This window comes from Mesorhizobium sp. BR1-1-3 (genome assembly GCF_020165455.1).
In the GTDB taxonomy this organism is placed as follows: domain Bacteria; phylum Pseudomonadota; class Alphaproteobacteria; order Rhizobiales; family Rhizobiaceae; genus Mesorhizobium; species Mesorhizobium ciceri.
In genome coordinates this window covers 238,284-257,030 of record NZ_JAIUIC010000011.1, presented here as the reverse complement: position 1 = coordinate 257,030, position 18,747 = coordinate 238,284, and the positions used below count along the sequence as shown (strand labels likewise).

20 protein-coding genes are annotated in these 18,747 nt (G+C 63.8%); 14 read left to right on the top strand and 6 right to left on the bottom strand.

All coding sequences use genetic code 11. The features are described from left to right. Window positions 1–15: 15 nt before the first annotated feature. Complete coding sequence (pncB, locus tag LB559_RS23990; RefSeq protein WP_224675133.1) at window positions 16–1,320, bottom strand: nicotinate phosphoribosyltransferase; 1,305 nt, start codon at window positions 1,318–1,320, stop codon at window positions 16–18. A gap of 136 nt (window positions 1,321–1,456) precedes the next feature. Then, on the bottom strand, window positions 1,457–2,431 hold the full coding sequence (gene gcvA / locus LB559_RS23985; RefSeq protein ID WP_224675132.1) for a transcriptional regulator GcvA: 975 nt from the start codon (window positions 2,429–2,431) through the stop codon (window positions 1,457–1,459). Window positions 2,432–2,639: 208 nt separating this feature from the next. Here gcvA and speB point away from each other — a divergent pair, with 208 nt between their 5' ends. From speB to LB559_RS23965, 4 genes are all read left to right on the top strand, one after another. Then, window positions 2,640–3,701 (top strand): agmatinase, encoded by a 1,062-nt coding sequence (gene speB, locus LB559_RS23980; RefSeq protein ID WP_224675131.1) that lies wholly within the window; start codon window positions 2,640–2,642, stop codon window positions 3,699–3,701. Between the two features lie 82 nt (window positions 3,702–3,783). After that, on the top strand, window positions 3,784–4,590 hold the full coding sequence (locus tag LB559_RS23975; RefSeq protein ID WP_224675130.1) for a transporter substrate-binding domain-containing protein: 807 nt from the start codon (window positions 3,784–3,786) through the stop codon (window positions 4,588–4,590). A gap of 6 nt (window positions 4,591–4,596) precedes the next feature. Then, window positions 4,597–5,253, top strand: a complete 657-nt coding sequence (locus tag LB559_RS23970) for an amino acid ABC transporter permease (RefSeq protein WP_224675129.1) — start codon at window positions 4,597–4,599, stop codon at window positions 5,251–5,253. Then, window positions 5,250–5,897, top strand: a complete 648-nt coding sequence (locus tag LB559_RS23965) for an amino acid ABC transporter permease (RefSeq protein ID WP_224675128.1) — start codon at window positions 5,250–5,252, stop codon at window positions 5,895–5,897. The genes LB559_RS23970 and LB559_RS23965 overlap by 4 nt, the downstream gene beginning before the upstream one ends. A gap of 38 nt (window positions 5,898–5,935) precedes the next feature. Here the strand turns inward: LB559_RS23965 and LB559_RS23960 are convergent, their stop codons facing one another. The 3 genes from LB559_RS23960 to LB559_RS23950 form a co-directional block, all read right to left on the bottom strand. Next, a complete protein-coding gene (locus LB559_RS23960) occupies window positions 5,936–6,751 on the bottom strand; it encodes an oxidoreductase (RefSeq protein ID WP_224675127.1) in 816 nt (271 codons plus the stop codon). A 93-nt stretch (window positions 6,752–6,844) separates the two neighbouring features. Beyond that, entirely contained in the window at window positions 6,845–8,110 is a 1,266-nt protein-coding gene (gene fabF / locus LB559_RS23955; protein ID WP_224675126.1) for a beta-ketoacyl-ACP synthase II, read from the bottom strand. A 44-nt stretch (window positions 8,111–8,154) separates the two neighbouring features. Next, window positions 8,155–8,733 carry a TetR/AcrR family transcriptional regulator gene (locus tag LB559_RS23950; protein WP_224675125.1) on the bottom strand — a complete coding sequence of 193 codons (579 nt, stop codon included), beginning with the start codon at window positions 8,731–8,733 and terminating at the stop codon, window positions 8,155–8,157. An 80-nt stretch (window positions 8,734–8,813) separates the two neighbouring features. Between LB559_RS23950 and LB559_RS23945 the strand changes: the two genes are divergently transcribed. From LB559_RS23945 to LB559_RS23900, 10 genes are all read left to right on the top strand, one after another. Then, window positions 8,814–9,173, top strand: coding sequence for a hypothetical protein (locus LB559_RS23945; protein WP_224675124.1), 360 nt, complete (start codon window positions 8,814–8,816; stop codon window positions 9,171–9,173). An 87-nt stretch (window positions 9,174–9,260) separates the two neighbouring features. Continuing rightward, window positions 9,261–9,719 (top strand): nuclear transport factor 2 family protein, encoded by a 459-nt coding sequence (locus LB559_RS23940; protein WP_224675123.1) that lies wholly within the window; start codon window positions 9,261–9,263, stop codon window positions 9,717–9,719. Between the two features lie 200 nt (window positions 9,720–9,919). After that, window positions 9,920–10,699 carry an ABC transporter ATP-binding protein gene (locus LB559_RS23935; RefSeq protein ID WP_224675122.1) on the top strand — a complete coding sequence of 260 codons (780 nt, stop codon included), beginning with the start codon at window positions 9,920–9,922 and terminating at the stop codon, window positions 10,697–10,699. Continuing rightward, a complete protein-coding gene (locus LB559_RS23930) occupies window positions 10,686–11,417 on the top strand; it encodes an ABC transporter ATP-binding protein (RefSeq protein WP_224675121.1) in 732 nt (243 codons plus the stop codon). Before LB559_RS23935 ends, LB559_RS23930 begins: the two co-directional genes overlap by 14 nt. Next, complete coding sequence (locus LB559_RS23925; RefSeq protein ID WP_013528427.1) at window positions 11,414–12,316, top strand: branched-chain amino acid ABC transporter permease; 903 nt, start codon at window positions 11,414–11,416, stop codon at window positions 12,314–12,316. Before LB559_RS23930 ends, LB559_RS23925 begins: the two co-directional genes overlap by 4 nt. Further along, window positions 12,313–13,362 carry a branched-chain amino acid ABC transporter permease gene (locus tag LB559_RS23920; protein ID WP_224675120.1) on the top strand — a complete coding sequence of 350 codons (1,050 nt, stop codon included), beginning with the start codon at window positions 12,313–12,315 and terminating at the stop codon, window positions 13,360–13,362. The genes LB559_RS23925 and LB559_RS23920 overlap by 4 nt, the downstream gene beginning before the upstream one ends. Continuing rightward, entirely contained in the window at window positions 13,359–14,537 is a 1,179-nt protein-coding gene (locus tag LB559_RS23915) for an ABC transporter substrate-binding protein (RefSeq protein ID WP_224675119.1), read from the top strand. The genes LB559_RS23920 and LB559_RS23915 overlap by 4 nt, the downstream gene beginning before the upstream one ends. A gap of 2 nt (window positions 14,538–14,539) precedes the next feature. After that, window positions 14,540–15,298 carry a cyclase family protein gene (locus LB559_RS23910; protein ID WP_224675118.1) on the top strand — a complete coding sequence of 253 codons (759 nt, stop codon included), beginning with the start codon at window positions 14,540–14,542 and terminating at the stop codon, window positions 15,296–15,298. Between the two features lie 70 nt (window positions 15,299–15,368). Further along, complete coding sequence (locus LB559_RS23905; RefSeq protein WP_013528423.1) at window positions 15,369–16,625, top strand: cysteine desulfurase-like protein; 1,257 nt, start codon at window positions 15,369–15,371, stop codon at window positions 16,623–16,625. Window position 16,626: 1 nt separating this feature from the next. Further along, entirely contained in the window at window positions 16,627–17,208 is a 582-nt protein-coding gene (locus LB559_RS23900) for a cupin domain-containing protein (protein ID WP_013528422.1), read from the top strand. A gap of 100 nt (window positions 17,209–17,308) precedes the next feature. On the opposite strand, the gene LB559_RS23895 is transcribed toward LB559_RS23900, so the two are convergent. After that, window positions 17,309–18,712 (bottom strand): MATE family efflux transporter, encoded by a 1,404-nt coding sequence (locus tag LB559_RS23895; RefSeq protein WP_013528421.1) that lies wholly within the window; start codon window positions 18,710–18,712, stop codon window positions 17,309–17,311. Window positions 18,713–18,747 lie beyond the last annotated feature (35 nt).

Here is an 18,747-nt window from a genome sequence, read left to right as displayed (position 1 = left end):
CCACCACCCCACCCCTCACACCTTGACCAATTGCTCCACGCGGTCCTTCTCGCCAAAAATCCTGAGATACCGCTCGATCTCTTTCACATCGCCGGTCGCCTTGGCCGGATTGTCCGACAGCTTGACCGCTGGCATGCCATTGGCCTCGGTGACCTTGCAAACCAGCGATATGGCGTCGAGGCTGTTGGTTTCCGTCGGCGCGCAGCCTTCGAAATCATTGGTCAGATTGGTGCCCCAGCCGAAGGACATGCGCACCTTGCCCTTGAAGTGGCGATAGGTCTCCTCGATGGTCTCGACCTCGAGCCCGTCGGAGAAGATCAGCAGTTTCTGCTTGGGGTCCTTGCCCTTGTCGCGCCACCAGGACAGGATTTTTTCGCCGCCTTCGATCGGCGGCGCGCTGTCGGGGCGAAAGCCCGTCCAGTCGGCCACCCAGTCCGGCGCATCGCGCAGGAACGATGCTGTGCCGAAGGCGTCGGGCAGCACGATCAGCAGATTGCCGCCATAGTAGCGCTGCCAGTCCTGCAGCACCTTGTAAGGCGACTGTCTCAGCTCTTTTTCCGAGTCGGCAAGCGCGGCAAACACCATCGGCAGCTCATGTGCGTTGGTGCCGAGCGCTTCGAGGTCGTTGTCCATGGCCAGAAGCACGTTGGAGGTGCCGGTGAACGCCTCGCCGATGCCTTCCTTCAACGCTTCGACACACCAGCGCTGCCATAGGAAGGAATGGCGCCGGCGCGTGCCGAAATCCGAGATGCGGATGCCGGGCAGCGCCTTCAGCCGCTCGGTCTTGGCCCACATCTTGGATTTGGCGCGGGCATAGAGCACGTCGAGCGCGAAAGGCCCGAACGCCCGCATGGCCGCGCGAGATCGGAGTTCATTGATGATGGCGAGCGCCGGGATTTCCCACAGCGTGGTGTACATCCACGCCCCGCTGAAGGTCAGCTCATACTGGCCGTCGCGCTTTGACAGTTCGTATTCGGGCAGCCGGAAGCCTTCCAGCCAGGCGAGGAACTCCGGCTCGAAGATCTGCTTGCGTCCGTAGAAATTGTTACCGCCGAGCCAGATCATCTCCTTCTTGGAGAAGCGCAGCGTGCGGGCATGGTCGAGTTGTTCGCGCAATTCGCCCTCGTCGATCTCGTCGGCGAGGCGCACCGAGGTCGTGCGGTTGATCAGCGAGAAGGTTGCGTCGACCTTGGGATACATGCCCCAGATCATCTGCAGCATCAAAAGCTTGTAGAAATCCGTGTCGAGCAGGCTGCGCACGATCGGGTCGAGCTTCCAGGTGTGGTTGTAGACGCGCCGCGCAATATCGGTCTTAGCCATGTTTCAACACCGCCTTCGCTGCCTGCCATCCACAATTGCGACAGGCCTCATAGCATCGAATCGGCCGCAACGCTGCCCGCTTTCAGGCTGGCCCGACAAAAAGAGCTGCCTGCATGCGGCGGCGCGCAGCCCGGCATCAGCTTGCGGATTTGCCGCCCATCACCCTGAGCGCCGGACGCTTGCGGCGGCTGACGATGCGGCCGGCCACAGGGGCGTCGGCGCGCCCGTCGTCCGCCGCTTTCTCGGCAAACAGCCAGTCGATGAACACCTGCACGATCGGCGTCGCCCGCATCTCGTTGCGGCAGACGACATAGAAATCGTCGACCGCCGGCACCGACAGGCTGAATGGCGCGACCAGCATGCCCCTGGCCAGCAGCGCGCTTGCCGTCACCGAGTCGCCCAGCGCCACGCCATGGCCGTGCACCGCTGCCTCGGTCGCCATACGCGCATCGCCGAGGTGATGGCGGCGGCCCCGCTCCAGGTCCAGCGCATCGGCGGCAGCCAGCCAGGTGTGCCATTCGCGGCCGTCATCGCCATGCAGGAAGACATGATCGGCGAGATCCCTGACGCTGCGGATCGGCCGGTTGTTGATCAAGGTCGGGCTGACCACGGGAAACAGTTCGAGGCCCGACCATTTGCGCATCCAGCAATCGGTCCAGCTGCCGTCGCCATAATGCACGCAGACATCGATATTGGGCGCCCGCAAATCCTTGGGATCGTTGGAAGGAATAAGCGTCAGCCTTATGTCGGGATATTGCGCCATGAAACTGCCGAGCCGCGGTGTCATCCACAGCAACAGTAGCGCCGGCACGCAGGAGACCGAAAGTGTGCCGCTGCTCGCCGGCCTTGTCATGCGCTGGGTGGCGGCGGCGATGCCGTCGAACGCGGTCGACACCGCCGGCAGAAGCTCCGCGCCATGCGGTGTCAGCTTGACCCGCTGGCCGACCCGCTCGAACAGCTTGACACCGAGCGACTGCTCGAGCGCCTTGATCTGATGGCTGACGGCGCCATGGGTGACATTCAGCTCAATGGCCGCCTTGGTCAGCGAGCCATGCCGGGCCGTTGCCTCGAAGGCGCGCAGTGGATTCAGAGGTGGCAGGCGCTTGGTCATGGGTATCAACTTTGTTGTGAGATTTTCTCACAGAAAACACCCTAACAATATCAATTGATTTTTCAATGCCGCTGCCAGACACTGAGCCTGGAACAGCATCAAGACGTGAAATCTGCAGGCAGCCAGCGGGACAGCGGCCCGGCCGGATGACGGTCGGCTCGCAGGCGTCCACCCGCGCCGGCACTGTATCAGCCCAGGAGGAGCGGACATGGGATACGATCGCGGCAAGCTCGACGCGTTGCGTCGCAAATATGGCGAAAGCCATGGCGGCGAGATGTTCGACCCGAAGTTCCGCAAGGTTGCCGACAAGATCTTCTCCAAAAGCGGCACGCGGCTGGCGCCCTACTCAGGCATCCCGACCTTCCTCGCCGCGCCTTACCGCGAAATATCGGCAGACAATCCGGATTTCGGCGATTTGCAGGTGGCGATGATCGGCGTGCCGATGGATCTCGGCGTCACCAACCGCCCGGGCTCCCGCTTCGGGCCAAGGGCGTTGCGCTCCATCGAGCGCATCGGTCCCTACAATCACGTGCTGGAATGCGCGCCGACGCACGAGCTCAGGGTCGCCGACATCGGCGACACGCCGTTCCGCAGCCGCTACCGGCTGGAGATCAGCCATGAGGATATCGAGCGCCGCACCAACCAGATCGTCGATGCCGGCGTCATCCCGCTGTCGATCGGCGGCGACCATTCGATCAGCCATCCGATCCTGAAGGCCGTCGGCAAGAAGGCGCCGGTCGGGTTGATCCATATCGACGCCCACTGCGACACCAGTGGCCTGTTCGACATGACCAAGTTCCACCATGGCGGCCCGTTCCGCAACGCGGTGCTTGACGGCGTGCTCGACCCGACGCGCACGATCCAGATCGGCATCCGCGGCTCGGCCGAATATCTGTGGGAGTTCACCTACGAGTCCGGCATGACCGTGGTGCATGCCGAGGAGGTGACCGGTCTCGGCATTCCGGCGATCATCGAGAAGGCGCGCAAAATCGTTGGCGACGGCCCGACCTATGTCTCCTTCGACATCGACAGCGTCGATCCGGCCTTCGCGCCGGGCACCGGCACGCCGGAGGTCGGCGGGCTGACGACGCGCGAAGTGCTCGAACTGCTGCGCGGCCTCAAAGGTCTCAACATCGTCGGCGGCGACGTCGTCGAGGTGGCGCCGCAATACGACGCCACCACCAACACCGCGCATGCTGCCGCACAGGTGCTGTTCGAGATATTGAGCCTGATGGTGTTCAGCCCGGCGATAACAGGTAAGGGCGCCTGACGTCTAGAAAAGCAAAGGCAGCCGCCGCGCTGGAGCCGGCGGCCGACCCGAACAAACAAAGCTTCCAGACAGGGGAATGACAATGACAATCCGTAAGACATTTGCCTCCATCGCCGCCGTGCTGATGCTCGGCACGGCCGGTTTCGGCCTCGCAGTTCAGGCCGCCAGCGCCGATGCGCTGGCGGACATCACCAAGGCCGGCACCATCAATGTCGGCGTCTTCGCCGACTTTCCGCCCTTCTCCTCGGCCAGCGCCGACATGAGCCTCAAGGGCTATGACATGGATGTCGCGCAATACATCGCCGATACGCTCAAGGTGAAGCTCAATCCCATCGCCGTCACCGGCCAGAACCGCATCCCGTATCTGAACGATCATCGCGTCGACATCCTGATGAGCGTCGGCTACTCGAAGGAACGCGAGCAGGTCATCGACTTCGCCGCTGCCTACGCGCCCTACTACATCGCCGTGATCGGTCCGGCAGCGCTTGCCGTCAAAGGCAAGGAAGACCTCGCCGACAAGTCGATCGCCGTCAATCGCGGCACGCTGGAAGACACCTCGCTCACCGAGGCAGCACCGGCATCGGCCGACATCAAGCGCTTCGACAACTACAATTCGGTGATCCAGGCCTTCATCTCCGGCCAGACGCAGCTGATGGTCGTCGGCAACGACGTCGGCGCGCAGGTGCTGGCCAAGCAGGACGCACTGAAGCCGGAGCAGAAGTTCCAGCTTCTGACCTCGCCCTCGCATATCGGCCTCAACAAGAACGAGGACAGCCTGAAGAAGGCGGTCAACGATGCCGTCGCCAAGATGCTGGCGGACGGCAAGCTCAATGAAAGCTCGAAAGCCTGGCTGAAGACGCCGCTCAATCCCGAAAACCTCAAGGATTGAGTTTCCGTGGCCTTTGCCTGGCTCCCGGATGCCCTGGGCGACATCGCGCACGGCGCGGCCACGACGATCCTGCTGATCGCCGTGACCACGCTGGCCGGAACGCTGCTCAGCATCCTGGGTGCCGCGGGGCGGCGAAACGGCCCGGTTCTGCTCAAGCGGGCAATCGCCTGTTACGTCGAGGTGATGCGCAACACGCCGTTCCTGGTGCAGCTGTTCTTCATCTTCTTCGGGCTGCCCAGCCTCGGCATCCGGCTCGACCCGATCCTGGCCGCCATGCTGGCGATGACGCTCAACATGGCGGCCTACACCATCGAGATCGTCGGCGCCGGGCTTGACGCCGTGCCTGGCGGGCAGACGGAAGCAGCGCTCGCGCTGGGCTTGCGGCCCCGGCAGGTCTTCATCAAGATCGTGCTGCCGCAGGCACTCAAGATCATCTATCCCGCGCTCACCAGCCAGATCGTCATCATGATGCTGGAGTCGGCCGTGGTGTCGCAGATCGCCGTGCGTGAGCTGACCTACGAGGCCGACATGCTGCAGGCGCGCACCTTCCGCTCCTTCGAGACCTATTTCGTCGTGACGATGGTCTATCTTGCTCTGTCGATGGCCTTGCGCCGGCTGCTGGTATCAGGCGGGCGCCGTGCGCTCGGAGCCGGCGTGTCATGATCGAATTCACCTTCTGGGACATCGTGCGCAACCTGCTGCTCGCCGCCCGCTGGACGGTGCTGCTATCGCTGGCCGCCTTCATCGGCGGTGGCATCGTCGGCCTGATCGTGCTGTTCTTCAGGATCGCCAAAAACAAATGGAGCCGGCGCATCGCCTCCGGCTACATCGCCCTGTTCCAGGGAACGCCGCTCTTGATGCAGCTGTTCCTGATGTTCTTCGGTTTGCCGATGCTCGGCCTGCGCATCGAACCCTGGACGGCGGCGGCGCTCGGCCTGACCTTCTTCGCCAGCGCCTATCTCGCCGAGATCTGGCGCTCCGGCGTCGCGGCGCTACCCCTGGGCCAATGGGACGCCGGCGCCAGCCTTGGCCTGCACTATCTGCAGGAGCTGAGGCTGATCATCCTGCCGCAGGCCTTTTCGATCACCCGCGCACCCACCGTCGGCTTCCTGGTGCAGCTGATCAAGTCGACCGCGCTCACCTCCATCATCGGCTTCGAGGAACTGGTGCGGACCTCCAATGCTATAAACAATGCGACCTTCGAACCGTTCAAGGTTTACGGGCTGGTGGCTCTGATCTTCTTCATCATGTGCTTTCCGCTGACGCAATACGCCCGCAGGCTCGAGAAACAGGCGGCTGCTCGCTGACGCGCCAAGGTAGCTGTCCTTACGGTTAGCGCTCGACTTCAGGCCGGCAGCCCAAGCTGCTTGCGCAGGCTCTTGTCGAATGCGGACGCGGGGACGAAACGGCGCAGGAAACTGACCTGGCGCGCCGTTTTTCCCGCCGCGTAGCGTCTCTTGGGCGCAGGATCGGTCGCTGCGGCCAAAACGGTCTTGGCGACCACTTCGGGCGCATCGCCTTTTTCCATCGCCTTGCGCACTGATGTGGTCATGCCGGCACGCGCGGAGTCGTAGATTTCGAGCGACCGGTCGGGGGTGGCAAGATTGTCCTCGAATGATGTGCGGGTATAGGCGGGCTCCACCAGCGAAACGCGAATGCCGAACGGGCGCAGTTCGTGATCGAGCGACTCGGAATAACCCTCGATGGCATGTTTGGTCGCCGAGTAGAGCGCGAAATAGGGAGCGGGGATGAACCCTTGCACCGAACTCAAATTCACGATTCTGCCCTTCCCTTGGCGCCGCATTGCCGGCAGCACCGCGTTGGTCACGCGCAGGACGCCGAAGACGTTCACGTCGAACAGCGCCTTGGCCTGGGCGGTCGAGGACTCCTCCGCGCCGCCAAACAGGCCCATGCCGGCATTGTTGACCAGCAGGTCGATGCGTCCGGCCTTGGCCAGAACGTCATCGACCATTGTCGCGACGGACGCGTCGTCGGTCACGTCGCAGGTCAGCATGGTCACGCCGGCGGATGGCTGGGAGCCCGTGCGACGGCTGGTTCCGAAGACGCGAAAGCCGGCGCCTAGCAAGGCGTCGGCGGTAGCGCGCCCGATGCCGGACGATGCCCCTGTGACCAGGGCGACGCCAGGATTGGTCTTGTTCATGGAAATCATATCCTTCTTTGCGTTGGATCGGATTGGGAAAAGCATGAGAGGCCGGGGCAAAGGGCGTTGGTCGTGACTGCGTCCGGCTACCGGTTAGTTCCAGCGTCTGAACAGGGCGCTGGCATTCACGCCGCCAAAGCCGAAGCCATTGGAGATCGCGTACTCCATCTCCATGGGCCGGGGTGCGTTGGCGACGAAGTCGATTCCATCGCCGGCCGGATCGGCCTCGCCCAGGTTGAGGGTTGGCGGGGCGACCTGATCCCTGAGCGCCAGGATTGCGAAGATAGCACCAAGCCCGCCGGCCGCTCCAAGCAGGTGCCCGGTCGCCGATTTCGTGGCACTGACAGCTATCGCGAAATCGCGCCCGAACACGCTCTTGATCGCTTCGATCTCACCCAGGTCGCCGACTGACGTGGAGGTCGCATGCGCATTGAGATGACGAACCTGGCGTGGCGAAATCCCTGCCTGGGCAATCGCGATCTGCATGGCCCGGCGCGCGCCGTCGCCGTCCTCCGGCCCGGAGGTGACGTGGTGGGCATCCGCGGTCGTGCCGTAGCCGACGAGCTCAGCCAACGGCTTTGCGCCGCGCGCCAACGCGTGGTCCAATGCCTCGATGACCAGCACGCCGGCTCCTTCGCCCATGACGAAGCCGTCCCGCGATGTGTCGAAAGGGCGCGAGGCTTGGGCCGGCGCCCAATTGAAGCCGGTCGAAAGAGAACGAGCCGCGGCGAAACCGCCGAGACTGACGGTGTTGATGCACGCTTCCGTCCCGCCACACACGGCGATGTCGGCTTCGTTGGCCCGGATCAGGCGGGCGGCGTCGCCGATCGCCTGGATGCCCGCCGCGCATGCCGTCACCGGTGCGCCGAGTGGACCCTTGAAACCATGACGGATCGAGATGTGGCCCGCCGCGAGATTTACCAGGAAGGACGGCACCGTAAAGGGCGACAGGCGGCGGGCGCCACGCAGGTCCACCGTGCGCACCGCCTCGGTGATGGCGGGGAACCCGCCGACCCCTGAAGCGATGATCGTGGCCGTGCGCAGGCGCTCCGTTTCCAGGGCAGGCTTCCATTGCGCCTGCGCGAGCGCCTCTTCCGCCGCAGCCAGCGCAAAGAGGATGAACCGGTCCACCTTGCGTTGATCCTTCGCGGACAGGACGGCATCGGCATCGAAACCAGCCTCGGGGTCTTCGCCCAGGGAGGGAACCACGCCGCCAATCTTCGCCGGCAGCTCTCCCACCACATCGTCAGGAAGCCTGCGAACGCCCGACCGGCCGGCAAGCAGGCGTGACCAGGACGCTTCGACATTAGCGGCCAGGGGCGTGACCGCTCCCATGCCCGTGACGACAATCCGTTGCATCTGCTCTCCTATCCCTGGTGTGCCGGCGGCGCTGCTCGCGCCGTTCAAGCGGCGACTGCTTCGCGAACCTGATCGGCCGCCGCATCCAGAAAAGCTTGCGCAAGGTCGGGGTCGTTGACGACCCGCGAGAGCACGACCGCGCCGACCATCGTCGAGAGAACGGCCATTGCCTTGTTGCCGGTCTTTTCGCTGTCGCCCTCGCCAACCCAACCGCCGAGCATCTCAAGGTACGCCTTGATGCCGGCTTCGAATGACGCCTTCACCTCGGCACCTTGCCTGGCCGCATCCGAACCGAGCGCAACGACCGGGCAGCCGTCCATCTTTTCCCCGCGATGATCCATGCTGAGGTAGAATGAGATCACCCCGTCGAGCGGGTTCCCAGGATTTGCCGCGGTCGCGGCCGACCATTTGTGGGTAGCGCTTTCCATTGCCCGCCTGGACGCCAGCGCCGCCAAATCGTCCTTCGACTCGAATTGCTTGTAAAAGGCGCCCTGGGTCAGCCCGGCCCCCTTCATCAGATCCTTGAGTCCGATGCCGTCGAAGCCGCGCTCCCGAAAAAGCCGGCTTGCCACATTTATCACGGTCTCGCGGTTTTCCGCGGCCTGAGTGCGACTCACACGCATCGTCATCTCCTCTTTTAGATTGCATTCGTAATCTATACCCTATATAGAGGGTGAACGCAATCTAAAAAAGGACAAATGAGATGACACGCAAAACCCTGGGCGCCTCGCTTCTGGCGGCGCTGTTTCTTGCAACCCCGGCTCTTGCCGAGGAAGCCACCATCGGACGGCCGATCGAAGGCGGCAGCCTGCACCAGGGACACCTGGACATGGTGGCCTACTACGTTCCGAACGGCGACCTGCTGGAGGTCACCGCCACTTTCGCACCGAAGGCCGGGGGTGATCCGCTGCGGGTTGTCATGGGCCTCGCCAACAGTGACGCCGTGGCGTTTTCCATACCGGGCTACCCGGGCTCGCTCTACGCGTTCTCAAGGTCCGGCAAGGAGGTGACGGTCTCGACCGAGGCCGACACATCCCAGCGGGCCGACGCGACAATGCCCTGACCTGACGCGCAGGCCGCGGCCGCGCGACGCTGGCCGGGGCTCTCGCGCCGGAAGGGCGAGCCACCAACAAGTCTGGAGAGAGGTCACATGCTTTACAGCTATTTTGTCGAGAAATCGATCCGGCAGAGCTTCGACGACGTCAACAACCATCGCTGGGATGCGGCGGTGAAGGCCATCGCGCCGCATGTCCATCACCGGGTTGGTGGCGCCCACGCGCTTGGTGGGGAGCGCCACGACAAGCAAGCCCTGCGCCGCTGGTTCGAGCGCCTCGGCCGTGTTCTGCCCACTCTCCATCTCACGGTCAACCACGTCTGGGTGAAGGGCTGGCCGTGGCATACCACCGTGTTTGCCCAGCGGGATGGCACCGCAACCCTGCTCAACGGCGATACGTCCTACATCAACCGTGGCCTCCACGTGTTCACGCTGCGGTGGGGCAGGGTTCATGCGCTCGAGGAATTTTATGATTCACAGGCGGCGGCGCGCGGTCTCGCCGCCCAAGCCGCGGCCGGCCTCGAAGAAGCTGTCGCCGAACAGATAACAAGCTAGCGGAAGCGCGGTCCGAGGCCGGCCCAGGTTTACAGGCCGGTGCGCTGATCGTCCTCGTCATGTCGCAGCATCGCCGAGCCGAGGCAGGCATATAGCTTTCCTCTCGGGAATAGGCCTTGACATCTCGCCGTTCGAATTGTCCATTTGATGCTTGACGGGGCCGAACGGGGCGGCGAGGGCGGACAGGGGCAAACCGGCGCGTGGATAGACAGTCGAGTCGAGTGCTGTTGAGGACTGTTGGGCTGACGAAAGCCTTTCGAGGGCTGGTTGCCCTGCGGGATCATTCCATCGAGCTCCACGAAGGTGAAATCGTTGGGGTAATCGGGCCGAATGGCTCGGGCAAGAGCACGCTTTTCAACCTGATCACCGGCTTCTCCCAGCCGAATTCCGGTAGCATCGAGATGGAGGGCCGTTCGATCGTCGGCCTGCGCACATCGCAGATCGTCGCGATGGGCATCGCCCGCACCTTTCAGGGTTCTCGCCTGTTCGGCAGCCTCAGCGTCGCACAGAACGTGCTGACGGCGGCGCAGTTGCGTCATCCTGTCGGCTCCGCCGACACCGTGCTGCGCGGTCGGCGCTATCGCGAGCGGGTGGCCGCGACGCGGCAGAAGGCCGACGAACTCCTCGACCTCATGGGCCTGACGGATCAGGCCGGCAGGGTCGCCGCGGATCTTCCCTACGGCGATCAGCGGCGGCTGGAGATTGCGCGTGCGTTGGCGACCGGCCCGCAACTGCTGCTGCTCGATGAGCCCGCAGCCGGGCTTGATTCCAACGAGACCAAGGTGTTGGCAGCGCTGATCCGGACGATCCGTGACCGCTACGGCGTAACGGTCGTCGTTGTCGAGCACGACATGGACCTGATCATGGCGCTGTGCGAACGCATCCAGGTGCTGGCGACGGGGGAGGTGATCTGCGTCGGAACACCGGAGCAGGTACGCGAACACCCGAAAGTGCGGGAGGCGTATCTTGGCCACGCCTAACCCCGTTCTGCTCAGCGTCGAGAACCTCGAGGTCAATTTCGGCGCGGTGCGTGCGCTGAAGGGCATTTCGCTCGACGTCCATGCCGGCGAGGTGGTGGCGTTGGTGGGCGCCAACGGCGCCGGCAAGAGCACGACCTTGCGTACCATTTCCGGCTTGTCGCGGCCGCGCGGCGGCAAGATCATCTTCGATGGCAAGCCGATTGGAGGTATCGCTCCGTCGCGCATCGTAAGTCTGGGCATCGCGCAGAGCCCGGAGGGCAGGCGCCTGTTCGGCGGCCTGACGGTGGCCGACAATCTGCGGCTCGGCGCCTGCACCCGCACCGACAAGGAGGCCATCGGCAGAGACAGCGAGCGCATGTTCATGCTGTTCCCGATTCTCAAGCAGCGGCTGAAGCAACTGGCCGGCACGCTGTCGGGCGGCGAACAGCAGCAGCTTGCTCTGGCGCGTGCGCTGATGGCGGCGCCGCGCCTGCTGCTGCTCGACGAGCCTTCGCTCGGCGTTGCGCCGCTGCTGGTGCGCCATATCTTCAGCGCGCTTGCCGAACTGAAGCGCCAGGGCATGACGATGCTGCTGGTGGAGCAGAACATCACGCTCGCGCTGGACCTCGCCGACCGCGCCTATGTGCTGCGCACGGGTCAGGTGGCGCTGTCGGGCCGGTCCGCGGAACTGCGCGACAGCGAACGCGTGGCGCAGGCATATCTCGGGGCGGCAACATGACCCAGCTGGACTATATCCTGCAGCAGATCGTCAACGCGGTGAGCCTCGGCAGCCTCTACGCACTGGTGGCGGTTGGCCTGTCGATCGTCTTCGGCGTCCTCAAGCTCACCAATTTCGCGCATGGCGACGTCATGATGGTAGGCGCATTCGGGGTGGCTCTGCTGGTCGGCATCGGCGTTCCGTTCCCGGTCGCGGTGATCTGCGGCATCGCCGCGGCGGCCGTCGCCGGCTTCCTCATCGAACGCATCGCCTATCGTCCGATCCGCGACGCGCCCGACGTTGCGCGACTGCTGACAAGCCTCGCCGTCACCTACATCATCGAGAACGTCGGCATCCTGGTGTTCACCTCCTCGCCGCGAAATTTTCCACTCCCCGATATTCTCAACACCTCCTGGGAAATGTCGAACGGCGCCATCACCTTCACCAGCATCAATCTCCTGACCATCGCGCTGACCTTCGTGTCGCTGCTGCTCCTCGGCTGGTTCATCACGCGCACCACGACCGGGCTCGGCATGCGCGCCGCGGCTGAGGACATGTCGGCGGCACACCTTGTCGGTCTGAACGTCAACCGGCTGATTATCGTCGCCTTCATCGTCGCATCCGCCTATGCCGGCCTCGCCGGCATTCTGTGGGCGGCACAGGCCGGCGTGGTGCAGCCGCAGATGGGCTTCACGCCGCTCCTGAAGGCTTTCGTGGCGGCAATCATCGGCGGCTTCGGGTCGATCGCGGGCGCCTTGGTCGGCGGCTACATATTGGGCGCGCTGGAGATCTTCATCGTCGCATTCCTGCCGAGCAGCGTCTCGTCCTATCGCGACGCAATCGTCTTCGCCGTGCTGATCGCCTTTCTCCTGGTGCGCCCGGGCGGGCTGCTCCAGCCAAACCGGGAGATAAAGCTGTGAGCCGGGAAACGCGGATCACACTCCTCGTCCTCGTCGCCCTGCTGGCGGGGGCAGCTGTCGCATTCGGTGCACCGCACGTGCTGAGCGACTATTTCGTCCGGATTATCCTGCTGATCGCGCTGAATGCTATCCTGGTGCTGGCGCTGTCGCTGAGCAACGGTTTTACGGGCGTGTTTTCGCTCGGTCATGTCGGCTTCATCGGCGCCGGCGCGTATATGTCGGGAATCCTGTCGATCCCGGTGCAGCAGAAGATGGCACTGCTGCCGCATCTGCCGACGTTTCTGCATGCTTTCAGCCTCCCCTTCCTGCCGGCGACGCTGGTGGCAGGTCTTCTGACGGCGCTGCTTGCGGTGGTCGTCGGTTATCCCTTGATGCGCCTGTCGGGCTATTTCGTTTCGGTGGCGACGATGGGATTCTTGATTATCGTCAACGTGGTGCTGATCAATGCATCGGATTTCACCCGAGGCGCCCGCACTTTCACCGGCGTGCCGCTGGATACGACGTTGCCCTGGGTGATGGGTTGGCTCGCCATCACGGTGTTCGTGCTGGCGCGCCTGGTTTATTCGCCTTTCGGGCGCGCCATGAAGGCGGTGCGCGACGACACGATCGCGGCCAGCGCTGTCGGAATCGGCGTGTTGCGGACCAGACTGATCGCCTTCGTCGTCGGCGCGTTCTTCTCAGGCGTCGGCGGGTCGCTCTACGCACATTATCTCGGCTCGTTTTCGCCGAACACCTTTTACTTCGCGCTGACGATGAGCCTGATCACAATGCTGGTGCTGGGCGGCATGGGCTCCCTGACCGGTGCGGTGGTCGGCGTCATCTGCGTTTCGCTGTTGTCGGAGGTCCTGCGCTCGGTCGAGCGCGGCTTCACGATCGGCGATTTCGCGGTGCCGGCCCTGTTTGGCGCCAGCCAGATCGTGCTCGGCTTCATCTTCATTCTAGTCATGATCTTCCGGCCGAAGGGGATCATGGGGGACCGGGAACTTACGTTCGGATTAACCCAAAGATCGGCAACGGTGAACCAGACAGAGGAACGAAAACGATGATCAAACTCACTCGACGCGGCACCATCGGCCTGGGATTGGGCGCATTCTTCGCGCTTGCCTCGGCCAGCACGGCACTTGCTGCCGACACGATCAAGATCGGCTATCCGGCAAACCTGACCGGCATCCAGGCCTCGCTCGACGGTCCGATGCTGAACGGCGCCAAGCTGGCAGCGGGCGAAATCAACGCCGCCGGCGGCGTGCTCGGCCAGCAGATAGAACTGGTGATCTACGACTCCAAGAGCGATTCGACGACGATCTCGACCGTCGCCAGCCAGTTGATCGACAGCGACAAGGTCGTCGGCATCATCGGCTTCGCCGATTCCGACTCGGTGCTGGCCATCGGACCGCAGGTCCAGAAGGCGCAGATCCCGTTCATCACGCCCGGCGCGACCTCGCCGAAATTGCCGAGCCAGCTCGGCAACGAGATCTTCCTCGCCGCCTTCGGCGACAACGTTCAGGCCGCGGTTGGCGCGGAATTTGCGCTGAATAAGCTGAACGGCAAGACCGCCTACCTGCTGACCGACATCGGCACCGAATACACAACGCTGCTGTCGGACTACTTCGTCACCGCCTACGAGCATGGCGGGGGCAAGATTTTGGAGCGCGACACCTACAAGATCGGCGACAAGACCTTTACCGCGCAGATCGCCAAACTGAAGGCGCTGTCGCCGCAGCCCGACTTCGTCTATGCCTCGTCGAATGCCGAGGAAATCGGCCTGATCTTGAAGCAGATGCGCCAGGCCGGCATCAACCTGCCGGTGGTCGGCGGCGACGGCTACGACACGCCGTTGCTGATCCAGGTCGGCGGCGACGCGGCCAAGGACACCTACTTCACCACCCACGCCTATATCGGTGAGGGCGCCACCCCGAAGGTGCAGGCCTTTATCGACGCCTACACCAAGTCGGTCGGCAATGCCCCGGAGAACGCGTTTGCTGCGCTCGGCTACGACTCGGTCAAGCTGATGGCCGACGCGATCAAGCGTGCCGGTGCGCCGGATCCGGCCAAGATCCGTGACGCGCTGGCCGCTACGTCCGGGCTCGACGGCGTGACCGGCACGATCACCTACCGCCCGGGCATTTCGGTGCCGGACAAGTCGGTCTCGGTCATTGGTGTCAAGGACGGCAAGCTTGTCCTGGCAAGTGAAGCGGCACCGACCTTCGTCGCGGAGCCGTGATCTTGTCCACTCCGGGCTCCCTTTGGGACATCTACAGGTCGCGGCTCTCTGCCGCGACCTTCACCGACCTGACGCATGCGTTTCATCCGGGTCAGCCGCATTTCCCGGCCTTCCCGGACGAGGAGCGCAGTGCGTTGCTCGATTTTTCGAAGGGCGATGCCTTTCAGGTCCACCACTACGCCTTCGTCGGACAGTGGGGCACCCATGTCGATCCGCCGGTGCACTTCATCGACGGCGGCCGCTCGATCGACCAACTGCCGGTGGCGGAGATGCTTCTGCCGCTGGTCATCCTCGACATCAGCGACAGGGTCGCCGCCGATCCCGACGCGACGCCGACGCTCGACGACATTTCGGCCTGGGAGGCGCGGAACGGTCGTATCCCGGAAAAGTGTTTTGTCGCACTTCGCACCGGCTGGTGGCCGCGCTGGCCAGACCCCGTGGCGTTTCGGAACAAGTCGGCCGACGGTATCTCGCATGCGCCGGGTTGGTCGAAGCCGGTGCTGGAGGAACTTTTGGAACGCCGCGGTGTTGCTGCGATCGGGCACGAGGGCATGGACACTGATCCCGGCTGTGCCACTTCCGCAGGTGACGCAAGCCTGGAATACTACGTGCTGTCGCGCGACTGCTGGCAGATCGAGCTCTTGGCCAATCTCGACAAGGTGCCCGAAGCCGGCGCCTTGATAATGGCAAGCTGGCCAAAGCCAAAGGCCGGATCTGGCTTCCCGGCTCGCGCTGTCGCCATCCATGAAGCGGCCGGCTGAACGCGTGAAGCCGCTGCTGGCGACGGTCTAGGGGCCGCCGCACAACGATCATCAGATACGGAATTCAGACATGGATATAGATACAGTCCGCGATGCTTTTCCGGCGATGGCGAGAGGTGCCGAGCCGAAGAAGCGGATTTTCTTCGACAATCCCGCGGGAACCCAGATGGCGAGCCGTTCGATCGAGCGTATGACGCGTGCCATGATCGAAACCAACGCCAATCTTGGTGGCTATTTCGAAACCTCACTCGCGGCCCAGGCGATGGTCGACGACGCGCATCAGGCGATGGCCGATTTCTTCAATGCCGCCGACCGGCGTGAGGTGGTGTTCGGCCAGAACATGACGACTCTGACTTTCGCCGTCTCGCGCGCCATCGGCCGCGATCTGAACGCCGGCGACGCCATCGTGCTGACGCGCATGGATCATGACGCCAACGTCGCACCCTGGCTGATGCTGGCGGAGGATCGGGGGCTTGAAGTACGCTGGATCGACCTCGATCCAAAAACGTTCGAACTCGACCTGTCGACGCTGGAGGCGACTATCGACGAGGACGTCAAGCTGGTCGCCGTCGGCTATGCCAGCAACGTTACCGGCACGATCAACGACGTGAAGCGGATCGCGCAGCGCGCCCGCGCGATCGGGGCGCTGAGCTATATCGACGCGGTGCAGTTCGCGCCGCATGGGGTGATCGACGTCCAGGAGATCGGCTGTGATTTCCTGGTTTGCTCGGCCTACAAATTTTTTGGACCGCATCACGGGGTGTTGTGGGGCCGTTTCGATCTGCTGCAGGCGCTGACCGCCTATAAGGTGCGCGCGGCTTCCAATACGCCACCTGGAAAATTCGAGACGGGAACGACAAGCCGCGAGGCGCTTGCCGGGGTGCTTGGCGCCGTCGAGCACTATGCCTGGCTCGGACAGTCCTTTGGCAACGTCCACCCGCAGGCGACGCGGCGGGAGCGCATCGTCGCCGGCATTGAAGTCGCCGACCGTTATGAGCGTGTCCTGACAGCACGGCTGATTGCCGGATTGTCCAGAATTGATGGCGTCTTGATCCAGGGCATATCCGATGTGGCGGCGCTGGCGCGCCGTGTGCCTACCGTGTCGATCACCGTTGACGGAACCGATCCCGCCGATATCGCCAAGGCGATGGCAGAGGAAGGCATCTATCTCTGGCACGGTCACAATTACGGTTTGGAGCCAATCAAGCGGCTGGGGCTTGCGGACCGCAACGGTGTCGTCCGCATCGGGCTAGCTCATTACAACACCGAGGCGGAAGTCGATTTCCTGCTGGCGAAGCTGGCGGACTGGATGAAGACGCGGACCTGACATGCGCGACAGAAACGGAACCCCGAGGATCGGCGTCAAGCTGCGCCATGCCAGACAGGTGCTTGGCCTCAGCCTGGAAGAGCTCGGCGCCCGCATCGGGCTGACAGAGGGTTATCTCTCGAAGATCGAAAACGACCGCGCTACGCCGTCCATGGCGGCTCTGCACCGGCTGGTGCAGGCACTGGGCATCAACATGAACGCGATGTTCGGCACGCTGCAGCACAATGCCTCGGAAGTGTTCGTTTTGCGGCAAAACGAGCGTCCGCACATGGAGACGGGACATCGGCGTTCGGGCAACCATGTCGTGCTCGAGCAATTGGTGCCGTCCGGTCCGGAATATCTGCTGCAGATCAACGTTCATGTGATCGAGGCCGGCGGCGGCAGCCCCGAGTTGATCAGCCACAAGGGACAAGAGTTCGGCTACGTGCTCGAAGGTTCCGTCGAATTGCTGGTCGAGGCGAACGTGGTGGCACTCGAGGCAGGCGACGCGTTCTATTTCAACTCCGAACTCGGCCACGGCTACCGCAATATCGGTTCGACCACGGTCCGCATCCTCTGGGTCAACACGCCGCCGACATTCTGACCGCCTCCAGCGCGGCGCCGGATTTCGAGGGAGTTCTGCAGGCGTTGTTCAATGAGCCAACGTCCACAGGACAACAGCCGCCGAGCCCAACCGTCCTGTTTCAATGCCCGAACGCGAGCGGCGGGGCCAGTCGGTCGCGCCGCAGCCAGCGCGCCAGCAGCAGCGCGGCCACCACGGCCAGCCCCGTCGACAGGCCGATCCAGATGCCGACGCCATGCAGGCCGAAATGGAAGGCGAGCAGCACCCCAAGCGGCAGGCCGACGCCCCAATAGCCGATCGCGGCATAGATCATCGGCACCTTGGTGTCGTGCAGGCCGCGCAGCATGCCGGCGGCCACCGCCTGGGCGCCGTCGAAGACCTGGAACAGCGCCGCGAAGACCAGGAACGACACGGCAAGTTCGATCACCCTGGCATTGGCCGGATTGCTCAGATCGATGAAGGCGCTGATCAGCGGATGCGGCCACAGGATCATCACCAGCCCCATCAGCGCCATGAACGAGACGCCGATGACGAAGGCGGTCCAGCCGGCGCGCGACACGCCTTGCGGATTGCCGGCGCCATGCGCAAGGCCGACGCGCACCGTCACCGCCTGGTTGAGGCCAAGCGGCACCATGAAGGAGATCGAGGCGATCTGGATGGCGATCGCGTGCGCGGCCAGCGAATCCGCGTCGATCAGGCCCATCAGCAGGGCGGCCGCATTGAAGATAGTCACCTCGAAGGCGAGAATGCCGGCAATCGGCAGGCCGAGCCGCAACAGGCCCTTGAAGCGTGGCCAGTCCGATCGCCAGAACCGTCCGAACAGACGGTAACGGCGGAACTTCTTCTCCAGCATCACCACGGCAGCCAGGCCGATGAACATCAGCGTTGAGGACAGCGAGGTGGCAAGGCCCGACCCGGCAATGCCCATCGACGGCACGCCGAGATTGCCGAACATGAACACCCAGTTGAAGAAGGCATTGCAGGCGACGGCAACAAAGACGATGACCAGCGCCCAGCCCGGCCGCTCCAGCGCCGAGATGAACGAGCGCAGCACGATATAGAAGTAGAAGGGCAGCACCGCCCATTCGAGCCAGCGCAGATAGATGCCGGCCTGATGCGCCAGTGCCGGTTCCTGGCCCATGGCCAGCAGAATGCCTTCGCCGTGCCAAAGCACGAGCCAGATCGGGATCGAGATCAGGATCGCCAGCCACAGGCCCTGGCGCACGGTGCGGCGCAGGTCGCGCACCGAATAGCGGCGGCGGCCAAGCTCGGTGGCGATCATCGGCGATGTCGCCAGCATCAGGCCGAGGCCGAAGATCAGCGGCATGAAATAGAGGTTGGCGCCAAGCGCGCCGCTGGCCAGCGTGTCCGGCCCCAGCCGACCCATCATCATGACGTCGGTGGCCGTCATCGCGGTCTGGCCGAGATTGGTCAGCACCATCGGCCAGGCGAGCGCCAGCGTCGCCCTGATTTCCTGACGCCAAAGATTTTCCGGCGCGCGAGCGCCGGCTTCGATCGCAGACATTGTTCCGCTCTTTCCAGCTACGGCGCGTCGGCCAG